Origin of the sequence: Clostridium sp. CCUG 7971 (genome assembly GCF_017590215.1) — a bacterium.
In the GTDB taxonomy this organism is placed as follows: Bacteria; Bacillota; Clostridia; order Peptostreptococcales; family Peptostreptococcaceae; genus Faecalimicrobium.
The window spans coordinates 1-15,616 of record NZ_JAFFPK010000120.1; the positions used below are offsets into that span (position 1 = coordinate 1).

At 29.2% G+C, this 15,616-nt stretch carries 17 protein-coding genes and 1 pseudogene; 9 read left to right on the forward strand and 9 right to left on the reverse strand.

Translation table 11 applies throughout. The features are described 5' to 3' along the window. A pseudogene (locus JWF52_RS14690) lies at positions 1 to 329 on the reverse strand (hypothetical protein); the annotation flags it as partial. Positions 330 to 566: 237 nt separating this feature from the next. Between JWF52_RS14690 and JWF52_RS14695 the strand changes: the two are divergent. The 6 genes from JWF52_RS14695 to JWF52_RS14720 all read left to right on the forward strand — a co-directional run bounded on the left by JWF52_RS14695 (position 567) and on the right by JWF52_RS14720 (position 5,020). Next, positions 567 to 1,121: a DUF3794 domain-containing protein gene (locus tag JWF52_RS14695; RefSeq protein ID WP_208334289.1), complete on the forward strand. Its 555-nt coding sequence runs from the start codon at positions 567 to 569 to the stop codon at positions 1,119 to 1,121. Positions 1,122 to 1,147: 26 nt separating this feature from the next. Then, entirely contained in the window at positions 1,148 to 1,744 is a 597-nt protein-coding gene (locus tag JWF52_RS14700) for a DUF3794 domain-containing protein (RefSeq protein ID WP_208334290.1), read from the forward strand. A gap of 20 nt (positions 1,745 to 1,764) precedes the next feature. Further along, on the forward strand, positions 1,765 to 3,027 hold the full coding sequence (locus JWF52_RS14705; RefSeq protein ID WP_208334291.1) for a DUF3794 domain-containing protein: 1,263 nt from the start codon (positions 1,765 to 1,767) through the stop codon (positions 3,025 to 3,027). A gap of 175 nt (positions 3,028 to 3,202) precedes the next feature. Beyond that, positions 3,203 to 3,739, forward strand: coding sequence for an SPOCS domain-containing protein (locus JWF52_RS14710; RefSeq protein ID WP_208334292.1), 537 nt, complete (start codon positions 3,203 to 3,205; stop codon positions 3,737 to 3,739). A 27-nt stretch (positions 3,740 to 3,766) separates the two neighbouring features. After that, the gene (locus JWF52_RS14715) at positions 3,767 to 4,177 is read left to right on the forward strand and encodes a hypothetical protein (RefSeq protein WP_208334293.1); all 411 of its coding nucleotides are present in this window, start codon (positions 3,767 to 3,769) and stop codon (positions 4,175 to 4,177) included. Positions 4,178 to 4,396: 219 nt separating this feature from the next. Next, positions 4,397 to 5,020, forward strand: a complete 624-nt coding sequence (locus JWF52_RS14720) for a DUF3794 domain-containing protein (RefSeq protein WP_208334294.1) — start codon at positions 4,397 to 4,399, stop codon at positions 5,018 to 5,020. A gap of 105 nt (positions 5,021 to 5,125) precedes the next feature. Here JWF52_RS14720 and JWF52_RS14725 read toward each other — a convergent pair whose 3' ends face one another. The 3 genes from JWF52_RS14725 to JWF52_RS14735 all read right to left on the reverse strand — a co-directional run bounded on the left by JWF52_RS14725 (position 5,126) and on the right by JWF52_RS14735 (position 8,785). Beyond that, positions 5,126 to 6,271: a BclA C-terminal domain-containing protein gene (locus tag JWF52_RS14725; protein ID WP_208334295.1), complete on the reverse strand. Its 1,146-nt coding sequence runs from the start codon at positions 6,269 to 6,271 to the stop codon at positions 5,126 to 5,128. Between the two features lie 46 nt (positions 6,272 to 6,317). Continuing rightward, a complete protein-coding gene (locus JWF52_RS19880; protein ID WP_208334296.1) occupies positions 6,318 to 7,478 on the reverse strand; it encodes a BclA C-terminal domain-containing protein in 1,161 nt (386 codons plus the stop codon). Between the two features lie 182 nt (positions 7,479 to 7,660). Continuing rightward, entirely contained in the window at positions 7,661 to 8,785 is a 1,125-nt protein-coding gene (locus JWF52_RS14735) for a CotA family spore coat protein (RefSeq protein WP_208334297.1), read from the reverse strand. 251 nt (positions 8,786 to 9,036) lie between these two features. Between JWF52_RS14735 and JWF52_RS14740 the strand changes: the two genes are divergently transcribed. Continuing rightward, complete coding sequence (locus tag JWF52_RS14740) at positions 9,037 to 10,035, forward strand: hypothetical protein (protein ID WP_208334298.1); 999 nt, start codon at positions 9,037 to 9,039, stop codon at positions 10,033 to 10,035. A gap of 400 nt (positions 10,036 to 10,435) precedes the next feature. Here JWF52_RS14740 and JWF52_RS14745 read toward each other — a convergent pair whose 3' ends face one another. The 5 genes from JWF52_RS14745 to JWF52_RS14765 all read right to left on the reverse strand — a co-directional run bounded on the left by JWF52_RS14745 (position 10,436) and on the right by JWF52_RS14765 (position 13,494). Beyond that, complete coding sequence (locus JWF52_RS14745; RefSeq protein ID WP_208334299.1) at positions 10,436 to 10,678, reverse strand: DUF2442 domain-containing protein; 243 nt, start codon at positions 10,676 to 10,678, stop codon at positions 10,436 to 10,438. 11 nt (positions 10,679 to 10,689) lie between these two features. Next, positions 10,690 to 10,956 (reverse strand): DUF4160 domain-containing protein, encoded by a 267-nt coding sequence (locus JWF52_RS14750; RefSeq protein ID WP_208334300.1) that lies wholly within the window; start codon positions 10,954 to 10,956, stop codon positions 10,690 to 10,692. A gap of 231 nt (positions 10,957 to 11,187) precedes the next feature. Continuing rightward, positions 11,188 to 11,766, reverse strand: coding sequence for a recombinase family protein (locus JWF52_RS14755; RefSeq protein ID WP_286184203.1), 579 nt, complete (start codon positions 11,764 to 11,766; stop codon positions 11,188 to 11,190). A gap of 148 nt (positions 11,767 to 11,914) precedes the next feature. Next, positions 11,915 to 13,282 carry an ATP-binding protein gene (locus JWF52_RS14760; protein WP_208334301.1) on the reverse strand — a complete coding sequence of 456 codons (1,368 nt, stop codon included), beginning with the start codon at positions 13,280 to 13,282 and terminating at the stop codon, positions 11,915 to 11,917. Then, positions 13,276 to 13,494 (reverse strand): hypothetical protein, encoded by a 219-nt coding sequence (locus JWF52_RS14765; RefSeq protein WP_208334305.1) that lies wholly within the window; start codon positions 13,492 to 13,494, stop codon positions 13,276 to 13,278. Before JWF52_RS14765 ends, JWF52_RS14760 begins: the two co-directional genes overlap by 7 nt. A gap of 228 nt (positions 13,495 to 13,722) precedes the next feature. Here JWF52_RS14765 and JWF52_RS14770 point away from each other — a divergent pair, with 228 nt between their 5' ends. Continuing rightward, positions 13,723 to 14,391, forward strand: a complete 669-nt coding sequence (locus JWF52_RS14770) for a response regulator transcription factor (protein WP_208334302.1) — start codon at positions 13,723 to 13,725, stop codon at positions 14,389 to 14,391. Beyond that, entirely contained in the window at positions 14,384 to 15,397 is a 1,014-nt protein-coding gene (locus JWF52_RS14775) for a sensor histidine kinase (protein ID WP_208334303.1), read from the forward strand. The genes JWF52_RS14770 and JWF52_RS14775 overlap by 8 nt, the downstream gene beginning before the upstream one ends. The last annotated feature ends 219 nt before the right edge of the window (positions 15,398 to 15,616 follow it).

Here is a 15,616-nt window from a genome sequence, read left to right on the forward strand (position 1 = left end):
TGTTCTCCTCTTGGTCCTTGATCTACTGGTAAATCCTGTTCCCCTCCTGGTTGTTGCTCTACTGGTAACACTTGTTCCTCTCTTAGGTCCTGGACTTCAGATAAGTTTTGTTCCCCTCTTGGTCCATGAACTCCACGTAAGCCTTGATCTCCTCTTGGGTCTTGCATTCCATCGCCTTTTTTTGTTGATGTATTCACTAAGATATTTTTACTTGATCCACTTTGTTGGATTCTTCTTGTATTAGATTTGCTCCTGAAATTATAGTTTTTATTTGGCGTATTGTTTGGATCATACTTGAATTTATATGAAAAGTTTTTTATATAGCTCATATATATATTCCTCCCCCTTTATTCTTCATTTATAATATAATATTCAATTTTTTGTAAGTTAATTAAAAATTTAATCAAAAACAATAATGTACATTAAATATAAAGCACCTATTAATAGAATTAAATGTTTTAAAGTAAAATCTTAAGCTCAATTAAGGCACATATTATTTTCAGAAAAATATAATAATTAGTGAGAGAAGTTGTCTCTAAATATATAATAAAGGAGAAATTCAAATAATGGATTATAATATGGGATTAGTTGATATATCAGGCATGTGTGACCCTAAAGACGTAACTACTGTTATAAGTGAAAATCCTTACTGGTTACAGATGAGCGTTACAGAAACACTTAATATTCCAACTCAAAAACCAGATATGGAGCAAATAAACTCAGTTAACGTATCGGTTAATATAATTAGACAAGAGGTTATACAGGTACCAGAATCACCAACTGTAAATGGGGAGTTATTACCTAACTTAGAAGGTAAAGTATCTACGGGAAGAAAGATAATAGTTGAGGGGGAGTTATGTCAAAAGGTTGTGTATACAGCAAATGATCTAGAACAGTCAGTTCACTCTGCTCATTTTTATGTACCATTTTCATCTTATATAGTAGTTCCAAAAACTTTAAACTTATCAGATAATCCACTTGCTACGCCAGTTGATTCATTAAATATACAATATCAAGTAAATGCATGTATAGAAGATGTAATCGTAAATATGGTTGATGAAAGAACAATTCTTAAACAAGTAACTATGTTAGTATATGCCGTTCCAAATCAAGTAATATAAAATCTTAAATCAAGGAGAATAGCGCTATGTCAAATTGTGATTATACAGCAAACACAGGATACAACTTTTTTAGCAAATGTTATACACAAGCTGGCCATATAAATACGGTAGGGGCTTATCCTCAAAACAAAATAGGAAAAGCATTGACTTGTCCTCAAAATATAGATAAATGGACTGAGTTTTTTATACCTGAAGTGGTTGATATACCAGTGCAAAAACCAGATATAGAGGCATTAGTAGAAGTACATTCATGTATAGAAATAATATCTCAAAGAGTAGTAAAAACGCCTACAGTAACAGGTTATACACCACCTGCAGGTACTCCTATACTAGGTCAAAACATTCCAAATGGAGAATGTACTAATTTAACAGGAAGAAAATTAGTAATAGAAGGCTTATTAAAGCAAAAGGTAATCTATACAGCTTTAACAGATGAACAACCACTTCATTCTGCTAATCATACTGTTCCTTTTTCTGCATTTATAATAATAGAAGGAGATACTCCTCTATCACAAAAATTTAATATAACACCATATATAGAAGATATATTTGCCTATAACTTATCTGAAAGAAATATATTTAAAAATACGACTATATTCATAAAAGCATCTAGAATATGCTAATAAATAGGGAGGATTAGACTATGCCATGTAATTGTAATAGTAACGCATCTAAAGGCTGTGGTTGCGATTTTAACGTCAGAACCATTGGTGTATCAGATGTATCAAATGTAACTTTCGCTGGAAATGATAGAACTGCACTAAACTGGACTGAAATATCTGTCCCTGAAATATTATGTGTACCCGAGCAAAAACCAAATATAGAAAATCTAGATCAAGTTTATGTAAATATAGAACTTGATAGTGTAAATTTAATAGAAACACCTTTTGCTTATAGAAGATATGTACTATTTAGCTTTTTTGAAGCAGCTAGTGGTATAACATCAGCAATATTAACACCATTAATTACAGCTATTAATACTACTGTTGCTGCTGTTATAACACCTTTAAATACTATAACGCCATTGTTAAATACTTTATTAACTACATTAGGTACTTTAGTAGCTGTTCCTGGTGTTCCTGCATTAATAACTACAGTTCAAGGTATGGTAACTACAGTTAATACCTTAATTACTAGTATAAATACTGCTACAACAGCTGTTGCTAATGCAGCTGACAACTTAATAGCTGCTATAATAGCTGTTCCATTTTCTCCAGATTTAATCTGTGCAGCACTTCAAGCTCTTATAGAGGCTTTAAATACACTTACAACTGTAATTAATTCTATACTTGGTATATTAACAGCTATGCTTAATACTCTTACTGCTGCAGCAGCGGCTATTGGAAATGTAGCAGTTACAACAGCTGTCGGATTAGTTACAACAGCTTTAACTACTTTAATAAATACTACATTACCTCCATTAATAGCTGCTGTAATAGCTGCAATAACAGCTGTATTAGATATATTAGCTCCAGTTGATTGTACTCAAGCATACGCAATTGCAATAATACCTAATGCTGAAGGTACTTGTTTAAGTGGTAGAAAATTAATAATAGAAGGTACACTTAAACAAAAGGTAGTATATACTGCAGAAGTTGAAACTCAATCTGTTCACTCTGCACATTATGAAATACCATTTAGTGCATTTATAATACCATATGCTAACTTTGAAGGATTAACATACCAAGAAGGTATAGAAGTTTATGACCCAACTAATCCAACAGTTCCTCTAGTTATAAATGGATTTATAGTAGGATCAAATCAAGTAATAGAACCAGATTTATGTGAAGAGTTCAATATAGACACATATATAGAAGATGTATTTATATACGCACTAGATCCTAGAACTATATTTAAAAATGTAACAGTATTCTTAAGAGCTAGAGTAGCCACAGTTTGTAGTTAAACTCTCTTAATTTTATCAAGAGCTATATACTATCTAACTCTTAGAAGGTATATAGCTTTTTATTATTAATATAAAATGTAACAATTAATTATTTGTCGAAATATTAATGTAGTATATACAAATTTACAGTATATATCAAATTAATATCAATTATAAGTCACAAGGAGCAAGGTCTATGGCAAATAATATCAATATAGTTGGAGTATATCCCCAAAATAAAATACAAAAGGTTATAGAATGTGAAGACTCTTATAATACATGGACTGAGTTTTTACTTTGTGAAATTGTTACATTACCAATTCAAAATATAGGTATAGAAGAAATTATTGAGGTTCATTCATCTATTGAAATAATTTCTCAAAGAGTGGTAGAAACTCCTACAGTAACAGGTTATACGCCCTCTATTGGTACACCTATACTAGGTCAAAATGTATCAAATGGAGAATGTACCCATATAACAGGTAAAAAATTAGTAATAGAAGGGCTATTAAAGCAAAATATAATTTATACAGCATTAGTAGATGAACAATCAGTTCATAGCGTAAATTATATAACACCATTTTCAACTTTCATTATAATAGATTCAGATACAAGTATTCGTCAACAATTTAAGGTAACACCATATATTGAAAGATCTAGTGCCTGTAATTTTGGCGAACGAAGTATATACAAAACTACATCTATATTTATTTCAGTTGTAAAGTCATGTTAGTGAAAATCTTAAAAGGGAGAATTAAGTATGGATAAATATAAAGCAACAAAATATCCATGTAAAGACATCAAGTATATAAAAAATAATGGTCAGTCAAATTGTTGCCAAGGAAGTTGTATAATCGTACCTGTAACACTACACAATATATGTGAAAATGAGCATTTACTTGTTATAGTGGAGGTATATAAAAACCAAAAATTATATACAAGAGAGATTAGAAAAATTTTTACTGGATGTTATAATGTAAAAAATGATGACGATATTAATTGTTACAGTTGTAATGATTGCGATTGCTGTAATACAGAACATTGTAATAATTGTAATTGTGGAGAGACATACAAGTTTTTTGTAGGAAATTTCGAATTTTATTTTATTGATAAAATTGACCCTAGATGTATTAGCATACAAGTTAAAACTCAATGCATTTTTGATTGTTAAAAGTAAAAGAAAGTATTTAAAATTAAATACTTTCTTTTTTACGTATAAAGAAACTATAACTAAGTAATACCAATGCACCAATATTAAGTAAAAAAGTTTTTAAGCAACGGACGAAGTCGCCTGCGATATGAGCAAAGCGAATTTTATGTAAACATATAATTTTGATTCATATTATATATTATAATCTTTTATTTTATTAAATTTTAAGGCGGTGATAAAATGAACGAAAACATATCAATAGTTGGATTAACACCCCTAGAACAATATCCATGTAGAGACTATTTAGTATCTTGTAAGCAATGTTTGGAAGTAGACACAGTATCTATTCCTTGCCAAAAGCCTAGCATAGAATCAATAAACGAAATTAAAGTATCTATCTGTATAAATGAATATAGATTAATAAATACAATCTTAGGCCCTAAAGTTATAATCTGTGGCACAAAAAAGATTAAAATAATTTATACTGCACTAAATTGTGAACAATCTATACATTCTGCTCATTGGGAAATTCCTTTTTATGAATTTGTATTAATAGAAGACTTTTGCTTTGATGAATGTGAAATAGGACTAAACTCTATATTTATAGGCATTGAAGACGTTGATATTAACTACTATAACGAAAGATGTATAGAAATTGCCGTACTATTTATAATATGTCCAAATATTAGACACCATAAGCCTAATCCTTGTATAACTCAAAATAAATGTGAGTATACAAAACATGAACATAGTACTGTATCAGAAAAAAGTAATAGTAATCATAGTTATAGTTGTAATAGTAGTAATAATAATGATTCTATTAATTCAAATACTTACTATTTCCCTATTGACCATTATAAATAAAAAATTCGCTTCGCTCAGCTAACATAAAACTATACCCTTCATGATGATAGTTTTATCATTTTAACTGTCTATCATAAAGGATATAGTTTATTAATGAGTAGCTTTTTAATTTAATTTAATAATCGTTAATGTTGCACCAGTTCCACCTTGCAAAGATGCAGTCGCATTAATACCTGATAATTGAAGTATAATAGTATCATTTGCATTTAAACTTACGATTAAATTAGCATTAAATTTAGTAGCAATAAGTCCAGACCTTTGTGATCCAGAAATTGGAGTTACTCCATTTTGTATCAATTGACTTGTCATTGCTAGCCCTACTGTTAAAAAAACATTGTATGATATATAGTATCTACCACTACTAGGAACTGTAAATACTTGAAAATCAGGACTTGAAATGGTAACTGCGCTTAAATTTTGAGCATCTGGAAATGATACATTTGCAGGAGTACCCACACTTATTGGAATAGATACAGCTTGATTATTAGCGCCATAACCAAATACCATTTCAATGCCAGTAGCTCCTGTTGGACCCACAGATCCAGTAGAACCAGTTACCCCAGTTGCTCCAATAGGTCCTGTTGCTCCTGTTGGACCAATATTTCCAGTTGCTCCAGTCACTCCAATAGGTCCTGTTGCTCCTGTTGGGCCTATATTGCCTGCTACCCCATTTACTCCTGTTGGGCCTGTTGGGCCAGTAGGTCCCACATTCCCTGTTATTCCAGTCACTCCAATAGGTCCTGTTGCTCCTGTTGATCCTACATTGCCTGTTGGGCCAGTTACTCCAATTGGCCCTGTTGATCCTGTCATTCCTGTAGACCCTATAGGACCAGTTGCACCAGTAGAACCTATTACACCTGTAATACCTGTAGGTCCTATATCTCCGGTAGGTCCCGTTATACCTGTTATACCTATACCAATAGATCCCGCCATACCTGTTGGGCCCGTTGCTCCTGTATTTCCTGTGATTCCAGTATTTCCAATAGAACCAATAGTCCCTATGATACCAGTTGGGCCTGTTGCTCCCATAGGCCCTGCTTGCCCTGTTGGGCCTATATCACCTATATTTCCTATAGGTCCAGTAGATCCTGTTGGTCCGGTTGGCCCTGTTGCGCCAGTTGGTCCAGTACAGTTAATTGAACTTATATTTGATTTACAATCAGAGCTATAGCTATTAGTATATCCATACATATATATATTTGATCTATTTAAAGTTTGATTCTGTTTCGATTTATTATTTTTATTTTTCATTTTTTCACCTATTTTTATATATAAAAATATAAGTCTATTATTATTTTTAATTACTTAATTTGATAATAGTTAATGAAGCACCAGTACCACTTTGTAATGTAGCAATCACAATTAATCCTGTTAACTGTAATTGTATAGTATCATTTGCAGCTAAAGTAACTATTACCTCACTACTAAAATCAGTAAGAGCCAAACCACTTCTTATGGTTCCTGGAACTGGCGTGCCATTTCTTAGAATTTGAGTAGTTATTGCTAATCCAGCATTTAAAAATAAATTATATCTAATATAATATTTTCCACTTGAACCTACTGTAAATGTATTATTAGTCGTAAATGTTATACCTGCAGAAACATTGTTTACACTTGGAAATGTAACTAAAGTTCCACCTAATATAACACTAATCGTTCCACCAGTAGTATTAGCGGCATAAGCTGAAATCGCTGTAGATCCAGCAACTGCATCAGCACCTGTCGCACCTGTTGCTCCTGTTGCTCCTGTTGAACCTGTTGGGCCTGTTGGGCCTATTGAACCTGTTGGGCCTATTGGGCCTATTGCTCCCGTTGGGCCTGTTGGGCCTATTGAACCTGTTGGGCCTGTTAATCCTGTAGCTCCCGTTGCCCCAGTTGGGCCTATTGAACCTGTTGGGCCTGTTAATCCTGTAGCTCCCGTTGCTCCTGTTGGGCCTATTAAACCTGTGGCACCTGTTAGCCCTGTGGCTCCCGTTGCTCCCATAGGACCAATTGAACCTGTTGAACCTGTGGGGCCAATTGGACCTATCGCACCAGTTGGACCGGTTTCTCCTGTTGCTCCTGTTGGGCCAATTGGGCCTGCTGCTCCCGTTGGCCCTGTTGCTCCGGTTGGACCGGTTTCTCCTGTTGCTCCTGTTGCTCCCGCTGGGCCTGTAGCCCCTGTAGCACCCATTGCACCTGTTGGTCCTATTTCACCTGTTGCTCCCATAGGTCCTGTTGCTCCGGTTTCACCAATAGATCCTGTTGCTCCCGTTGGGCCTATTGGTCCAGTTGGCCCTGTTGCTCCCGTTGGGCCTGTTGGACCCGTCGGTCCTGTTGCTCCTTTATTTGAACAACAGCTACTACACTGAGATAATGGTTTTAAATTTTTTACTGCTTTATTATTCTGTCCATAATTATTTATAGATGATTTATATTTAAAGCCATCATTTTTATTGGAAATATTTTTTTTACGCATTCTAAGATTCACTCCTACAAAAAATATACTAACTACAATAAGAAAAAATTGTTATTTTAGCTTATATAGTTAGTATATTTAAAAAAATTAAAATGGGACTTTTGTATCTGTATTCAAGTAGTTTAATATTCTTTATTTGTAAAAAAAATACTGAAGACTTAGTCTTCAGTATTTTTTATTTATTAATCCATAAAAGTTACTGCGTCTGCACAAACAACATATAATCTTCCTGGAGTTGCTGAAACAGGTAATGTTATACCTGGTATTGCTATACCAAGAATAGTAATAGCTGGGAAAGTTATAGTTGTAGCTGCTGCAGGAGGTGCAGCAAGTATTATTGCGTTACAAACAGTTCCTAATACTTCAACATTCTCTAAAGTTAAAGAACCAACTGTTAAGCTAACAGTACTAGCTATATTGCTTCCTGCTACTTGACTTAATACGCCTTTATCACAGCAGCAAGGTTCACAGTCTGGTTTACAATCAACTTTAGCAGGACATTTTTCTTTAAGAATGCATTTTAACTCTCTTCTTAATCTAGCAAAATTTGTTTCTGTACAGCATGGTGTTCCTGGAACTACTGGAGCATCTGGAATTAAGTCAAATGCAAGAGCTCTTATTTCGCATAAAGATGCTGTATCTACACCTTCTAAAGTAGTGAAAAGTGATACTAATGCTGCAGCTATAGTATTTAATAATGCTGTAAGAGCATCACCAGTTAATGTATTTAAAGCATTAAGCAATGCTACTAAAAGAGTTATAATAGTTGTTAGTATAGCGTCAAGAGCTGCATCTGCTCCAACAAGATCGCCTAAAAGATTTATTAGACCATATAAAAGAGATATAAGGTCTGTAGGTAATGGTATTGGATATACTGTGTTTGCATCTATATCTAATATATCACAATTGCAATCTGGTAATTTCTTTAAAGCACCAGTTAATACAGAACCTAAATTATCTAAATTTCCTATTGATGTATTTGGCTCAAAAAGTGCTAAATTTCCTCCACCTACATAGTAATCTGTAATAAATGCAGCAGCATTAAAGTTTACCAAGTCATTTACTTCGCATCCTAATAATTCTAGTGCTTTTATTAAGCTAAGTTTACAACAACACTCATCAGAGCATTTTTTATCATGATGTTTTTTATCTTCACAACATTTATGGTCATCATGACATTTATCATTTTTTCTACAATCATCTTTTCTACAATCATCTTTTTTGCAATTATCTTTTTTACATCCGTAGTTATACATATCCTTATCATCTTTTCCGCAATCGCAGAAATATCTATTATTTTCGCTCAATGGTTTGCACTCCTTCATATTAATTAATATATATAGAGATTAAAATTGGCTCTATATAAACTAATATATTTCTAAATCCAAATAATTGTTACTTAAAATCAATAAAATAACGTCAACTTTTGAGCTTAAAGTACTAATTTTATGTTATAAGTCTCAAATATATACTTAAAATTAGTAACACATGTTTTTTTTTAATCATAAAATGAATTAGTAATGAAAAAATTTTAGTAAATAGGGGGACATAATATATTATGGATGAATGTAGAAATAATATAGAAAATCAAGATGAGTGTAATGAAAAATGTAAAATAGAGCTAGACAAAGATTATCAACCTATGAGCCATGCTTGTCATTGTAATTATTGTGAACCAATTGAACAAGACTGTGATTTTCGTAATGCTGTTGCTATACCAATACTTAGTCAAAGAATATTCGATTGTGTTTGCTTAGAAGATGAGCAATTTAAATATGATCCATGTGTAACTTTCTACATTGAAGATGGTAATTTCTGCAATGGAGATCCTATATGCATAGATTGCGTGAATGTAGAATATGACTTTATTGGTCTTACTGATAAAGTATTAGATGGAAAAATAGATGCACAAAATTTAAAATTCTATGCAACAAATGATTCAATATATTGCTGTGAATTAAAAAAACATAAAGATGATGATTGTGACTGTCATGAACTATATCTATATGATGAATTTGTAGGTAATGTAAAAGAGTCTCAAATGGATTGTAAATCTCATAGTTATGGAGTAAAAAGTAGAATATTTGAAGAAAATTTAAATTTCTATGTTTGTAACTTCAAAATATCTGTTTGCGGTAAAATAGGATGTAAGAATTTTAGAGCATCTACTATACCATATACAGGACCATTATCTGATTGCTATAAGCATGATTGCTGGAGCCCTGGGTTTAAATCTGTAGATTTATATGGAAGAGTATGTATACCTAAAGGAGCTAAGAAGGTAGCTATTCATGAAGAATTTAAAGGATGCATCAGTGTTGAGTGTGTAAATACTGATGATAAATATAAGAGAAATAAAGACTGTAAATCATCTTTTACTGCAGGTGTTGAATATTCACTTCTTGTAAATAAAAGAATATACACTGTTATTAAGGAGAAATTATTTGTATGTGCTAATAATGAAGATATTATCTGTTCTCCTCAAAGCCCTGGTCCATCAGGATGCAAACCATGCTGCAATTTAAACCGTTCATCTGAAAATGATACTGAAAATTAATATATAATTTAAAGGGGTTCTGGCTATAGACAGAACCCCTTTAAACTTCCCTGAGTTTTTTATCGGTAAAATAAGATATAAGTAGTAATTATATGCTTTTTTTGATTTTTATATAGAGTTTACGTAGCTATAAATAGCCATAAAGCAAGGATTTTAAAAAAGAATTAACTTATAAATTGTATAAAAATTCATAAGTTAATTCTTTTTTTAAATTATATATAATTTATATAAAAATAAATCCATATAATATATATTCTATTTTATTATTTAGATAAAACATAGGTAAATGATTCATCAGCTATCATTTTTTCTTTACTTCCATAGTACTCAAATGTCTATTTATTAAATATATTTATAAATAAAAAGAGTTGAGATAAATTTCTATCTCAACTCCTTATTTCTAACTTGAATATGAAACACTATCTTCATATAATGTTTCTGGGTCAATATCTGCTTCATTTGGCCATTCTATAGAATCAAAACTCACTTTAACTGCTTTAAATATATTTTCATTTTTTAATTCTCTAAAAATACCTTTATCTAAATATGGATTCATATCAAATATCCTAACTTCATTATTTTCAAAGGTTAATATTAATTTATAATTCTCTATAGGTTTAACTTCTTTTATAGCTAAATACATATTATCACCTCTTATTTTAATGGTTCTATTTTAAATGGTAGCTCACTATTCATAGCTATTTCCCAATTTGCTAATAATTCATCTTGATGAAGTTCAGCCCAAGCAAGTACTAATCTAAGTTGTTTTTTAGGTAAAGATCCTTCCATTAGTTCACATGTTTTTATATTAATTAATGCTTTATGATCTTGGTAGTACGCATGAAAGTGTGAAGGTGCATGCTCTTTTGGTGCACAATACATTCTTATTATTATTCCGTAAAACATACTTATCGTTGGCATTTTTATCAACTCTTTTCTTTATATTTTATGTTTTCTTTATTTAAATATAGCTAATTAGACTTTTATTTTCAATCTAAAGTTTAGTTAAGGTATTTTTATATTATAATTTTAACTCTAAATCGTAAAGTTTGTCGGACTAAGTTTAACACTCAGACTATTGCAAGTACTAGTTAAATTTTGATTAACACACCATTTGCGCATAATCCATATTCTACCCCCATATAGATATTTTTAATTAGATGCATCCTCTTGAAGTTTTCTATAAAGGGAAGATCTTGATATATTTGTTATTTCGCATATTTGCTTAACAGTCATATTTCCTTCTCTATACAATTTAACTGCATAATTTATTCCTTCATGATTACTATGATATTTTTTAATTCTCCCTTTATATTTACCCTGTGACTTAGCAATTTCAATACCTTCACGTTGTCTGATTTTAATTAAATCTCTTTCTAGTTGATTAACACCAGCCATTACAGTTATTAAAAATTGGCTGTATGGATTATCTTCCGATAAATCTAGCCATGTATCTTTAATTGACTTTAACGTTGCACCTTTGCTTTTAATTTTATCAACTAATAAAAATAAATCCTTCGTACTTCTTGTAATTCTTGTAAGGTCAGTTACAAAAACTATATCTTTTGGTTTAAGTTCATCAAGCATCTTATTAAGTTCTTTTCTATCTAAAGTTGCTCCGGATATTTTTTCTTGATAAATAAAATCTACTCCGATTTCGTTTAGTTGTATAATTTGTCTTTCTTCATTTTGATCCTGTGAACTTACACGAACATATCCTATTTTTCTCAAATCTCTTCCTCCATTCTGATACAAGTCTTATGGGACACTTCAAACACTGATTTTTCAATAACTAATTAATTATACTAATAGAGTATACCCTATTGATATAATTAAATTAAAAAGATAGAGAGATCATTATGAGAAAATATCATGCGTTTTATTTAAGTGGTATGTATATTGTAGTTTTAAATTTATTTTCATCTGTTTGAATATCTAGTTCTCCATCATACTTTTTAATTGAAGATTTTATACTCTCAATGCCAAGACCATGTAGATACTTGTCCTTTTTGCTAGTTAGTATCTTATTATTTTTTGATATAACTTTATTAGTTTTACTGTTTTGACACCGTATAATATAATATGATTTTACAATTGTTCCTCTTATGCTTATATATTTTTCAAGTTCTTTATCTTCTATTTTTTCACATGCTTCTATTGCATTATCTATTAAATTTGAAAATATAGAAGATACATCTATCATCTCTATAAAATTACATTTTGAAAAATCTATATTACATAATAAATCTATATTATTTTTCTTACATAACTTACTTTTTTCATTTAGTATAATATCTAGTATAACATTCCCTGTATTATAAATACTTTCAAAGTCTTTTATTTCCTTGTTAATGCTATCTACATAAGTATCTACTTCATCATTTTTACTTTCAATTGCCTTAATATTTGTTATATGATTATTTATATCGTGGTAAAGTCTTTTTACTCTTTCTTGAGATTCTTTAATGTTTAGATAATAATTATACTGCATATCAATTTTTTCATTAAGCACTTCAATCTTCGCTTTTTCTTGAGTATATTTTAAAAGTTTTATAAGTGAAAGTATAAAAACTATATTACTTGCAACTATTATGTTAGGTAATGCAAAATCTGCAAAATTAACAAATGGCATAAATAATTTTGATTGATTTATTTTTATATGATTATCAGTAACTAGAGAATAATATCCATATATACTATTGGATGCTTCCTTTAAAAATAATAGTATTAAAATATTTATAATTATTGTAATTGCAATGTACAAATAATACTTCTTGTTAACAGATAAATTTTTTAACTTATTAAAGGAGCATACAAGTAAAAAAATAAGTAAATTACATACTATAACCTGTGAAATTTCATACTCAATACTCCACTCAAAATTTAATTTATATCTCATAATAATATAAATATACCACCATATAAGATGATTAAGAGTGAATTCTATCCCCCTATATATCAAGTTATATAATATCGAATACGTCAAAGCTTTTTTTAAGTCAAAAGCATATGAAATTTTGCAAATCAAAAATAATAAAATTATAGATGTTATTATACATTTTCCTATAACAAAATATTTTAATTCAAATTTTATCAATAAAATTACTAAAGCTATATTTATTATATTAAGGAATATACCTTTTGCTTTATAACTATATCCTAATTTTTTTATCATAATAAAAAATGCTATTATAAATACTAAGTTACTTATAAGTTGCTTAGCCATATAAAATTCAGCATTTAACATAGCTTAGCTCCCATTGACCTAAGTAAAATAAAGATGGATGGCAATGCCCTCCATTTTATTTTACTTATCTTCTCAGCTATCATTTTTATAGATAATACATCTAATAGGCTTTTAGCTATTTCCATAGCCTTTTTTCTTTCGCCTTCTTCTATTCCTTCTTTTTTACCTTTTTCTAATCCTTCTTCAATAAGACTCTTTCCTATTTCAGTCACTCTAAGCTCCTCCTTTACTTTTTCTAAATCTTTACCACTTAAATAGTTAATACAAAAACCAAAATGATTTAAATAATACAGAGTTGATATTTTGTCATAGTAACACAAAATACTTAATAATATTTCTCTAAAGCTTATTAGGTGCTTTTTTTTAACTTTTCTTTAGTATAATAAATATATAGTACAAATAGTTGAGTAAAATATAATTTACTTAGTATTGGAGGGAATATGTTTAAAGTATTGATAGTTGAAGACGAAGAAAAAATACGAAATGAATTGTATAACATTTTAAAAAATAATGAATTTGATCCTATAAAAATAGATAACTTTGAAAATGTATTTGAAATATTTAATAAAGTTAAACCTGACCTAATTCTTTTAGATATAAACTTAGAAAATGAAGATGGATTTAATATTTGCATGAAAATAAGAGAGATATCTAGTGTACCAATAATATTTGTAACAAGTAGAGATAATAATATTGATGAACTTATGAGTATTACAATAGGTGGTGATGATTTTATAACTAAGCCATATAATACTCAAATTCTTTTAGCTAGAATAAATTCAATTTTAAAAAGAGCTTATAAAACTATAAAAAAAGATGAAATGCTAGAAGTCAACGGTGTTAAATTAAATATGTTATCAAGCAAAGTAGAGTATAACAATAAAGATATCGAACTTACTAAAAATGAATTCAAAATATTATATTACATAATGACTAATAAAGAAAAAATAATTGCTAGAGTTGATATACTAGATTATCTTTGGGATAGTTCTTTGTTTGTAAATGACAACACTTTAACCGTAAATATAACTAGAATAAGAACTAAACTTGAATCTTTAGGAATAAATGATTTTATAAAAACTAAAAGGGGATATGGATATTATGTATAATTTTAAAAGTTTCTTAACTGATAAATTATTTAGTATAATTGTCCAAACTCTAGGTTTAATATTTATTTTAATATTTGTATTTAGTACAACAAATAATACTGATATTATTCTTACTATTGCACTAATATATATCTCTGTAATGTTAATAAGCATTTGTCATGAATATAAAACTAAAATCAATTACTTCAAAACAACAATTGATATTTTAGATAAATTAGATAAAAAATACTTATTAAGTGAAGTTTTAGAAAATAATAAGTCTAATGAACACGATTTATTTCACTATATTCTAAGAAATTGCAATAAATCAATGATTGAGCATATAAATATAATTAATAATGATCGTTTAGATTACAAAGATTATGTAGAAGCATGGGTCCATGAAATAAAAACTCCTATATCATCTATAAAATTAATCCATGAAAATAATAAAACACATATATCTAGAAGTATTCTTGAAGAAGTTGAAAAAATAGACCAATTAATAGATCAAACATTATTTTATGCTCGAAGTGAATATGTTCAAAAAGATTACTTAATAAGAGAAATATATCTAAATGAATTGGTAGATAAAACAATAATTAATAACAAAAGGATGTTTATATTAAATAATATTGAGTTAGATATAGGAAATTTAGAATATGAGGTATTTACTGATAATAAGTGGATTTCATTTATAATTTCTCAGATACTTATTAACGCCGTTAAATATTCAAAAAAAGGAAACGGATACATAAAAATCTACACTATTGAAATTAATAATAATTTAAATCTTGTTATTGAAGACAGAGGAATAGGAATAGATAATAGTCATATAAACAGAGTTTTTGAAAAAGGATTTACAGGAAATTCAGGTAGAAAATATAATCATTCAACAGGTATGGGTTTATATATTTGTAAGAAACTTTGTAATAAATTAAATATAGATATTTCAATAGAATCTAGTATAAATGAATATACTAAAGTATCGCTAATATTTCCAAAAGGTAGCTTTTATAAAAAATAGTTATTTAAATGAGCCGTTTAATGGCTCATTTTTTAATTTCAAGTAATTTATAATTAATTAGTAAGTTAGAATTTGATTTAATGTTACAATAATGAAAGTTTATTGTAACATTAAATCAAATCAAGTCAACTTAACTTAAAGTATAATTAGGTTAGAGGTGATGAATATGAAAAATATATTGAAATTGAAAAATGTGGAAAAATACTATGGTAACAAAAA

Bases quoted from the DNA above. Each gene is read 5' to 3' on its own strand.
- JWF52_RS14695 (WP_208334289.1), top strand. From the start codon at position 567: ATGGATTATAATATGGGATTAGTTGATATATCAGGCATGTGTGACCCT.
- JWF52_RS14700 (WP_208334290.1), top strand. From the start codon at position 1,148: ATGTCAAATTGTGATTATACAGCAAACACAGGATACAACTTTTTTAGC.
- JWF52_RS14705 (WP_208334291.1), top strand. From the start codon at position 1,765: ATGCCATGTAATTGTAATAGTAACGCATCTAAAGGCTGTGGTTGCGAT.
- JWF52_RS14710 (WP_208334292.1), top strand. From the start codon at position 3,203: ATGGCAAATAATATCAATATAGTTGGAGTATATCCCCAAAATAAAATA.
- JWF52_RS14715 (WP_208334293.1), top strand. From the start codon at position 3,767: ATGGATAAATATAAAGCAACAAAATATCCATGTAAAGACATCAAGTAT.
- JWF52_RS14720 (WP_208334294.1), top strand. From the start codon at position 4,397: ATGAACGAAAACATATCAATAGTTGGATTAACACCCCTAGAACAATAT.
- JWF52_RS14725 (WP_208334295.1), bottom strand. From the start codon at position 6,271: ATGAAAAATAAAAATAATAAATCGAAACAGAATCAAACTTTAAATAGA.
- JWF52_RS19880 (WP_208334296.1), bottom strand. From the start codon at position 7,478: ATGCGTAAAAAAAATATTTCCAATAAAAATGATGGCTTTAAATATAAA.
- JWF52_RS14740 (WP_208334298.1), top strand. From the start codon at position 9,037: ATGGATGAATGTAGAAATAATATAGAAAATCAAGATGAGTGTAATGAA.
- JWF52_RS14745 (WP_208334299.1), bottom strand. From the start codon at position 10,678: ATGTATTTAGCTATAAAAGAAGTTAAACCTATAGAGAATTATAAATTA.
- JWF52_RS14750 (WP_208334300.1), bottom strand. From the start codon at position 10,956: ATGCCAACGATAAGTATGTTTTACGGAATAATAATAAGAATGTATTGT.
- JWF52_RS14760 (WP_208334301.1), bottom strand. From the start codon at position 13,282: ATGTTAAATGCTGAATTTTATATGGCTAAGCAACTTATAAGTAACTTA.
- JWF52_RS14770 (WP_208334302.1), top strand. From the start codon at position 13,723: ATGTTTAAAGTATTGATAGTTGAAGACGAAGAAAAAATACGAAATGAA.
- JWF52_RS14775 (WP_208334303.1), top strand. From the start codon at position 14,384: ATGTATAATTTTAAAAGTTTCTTAACTGATAAATTATTTAGTATAATT.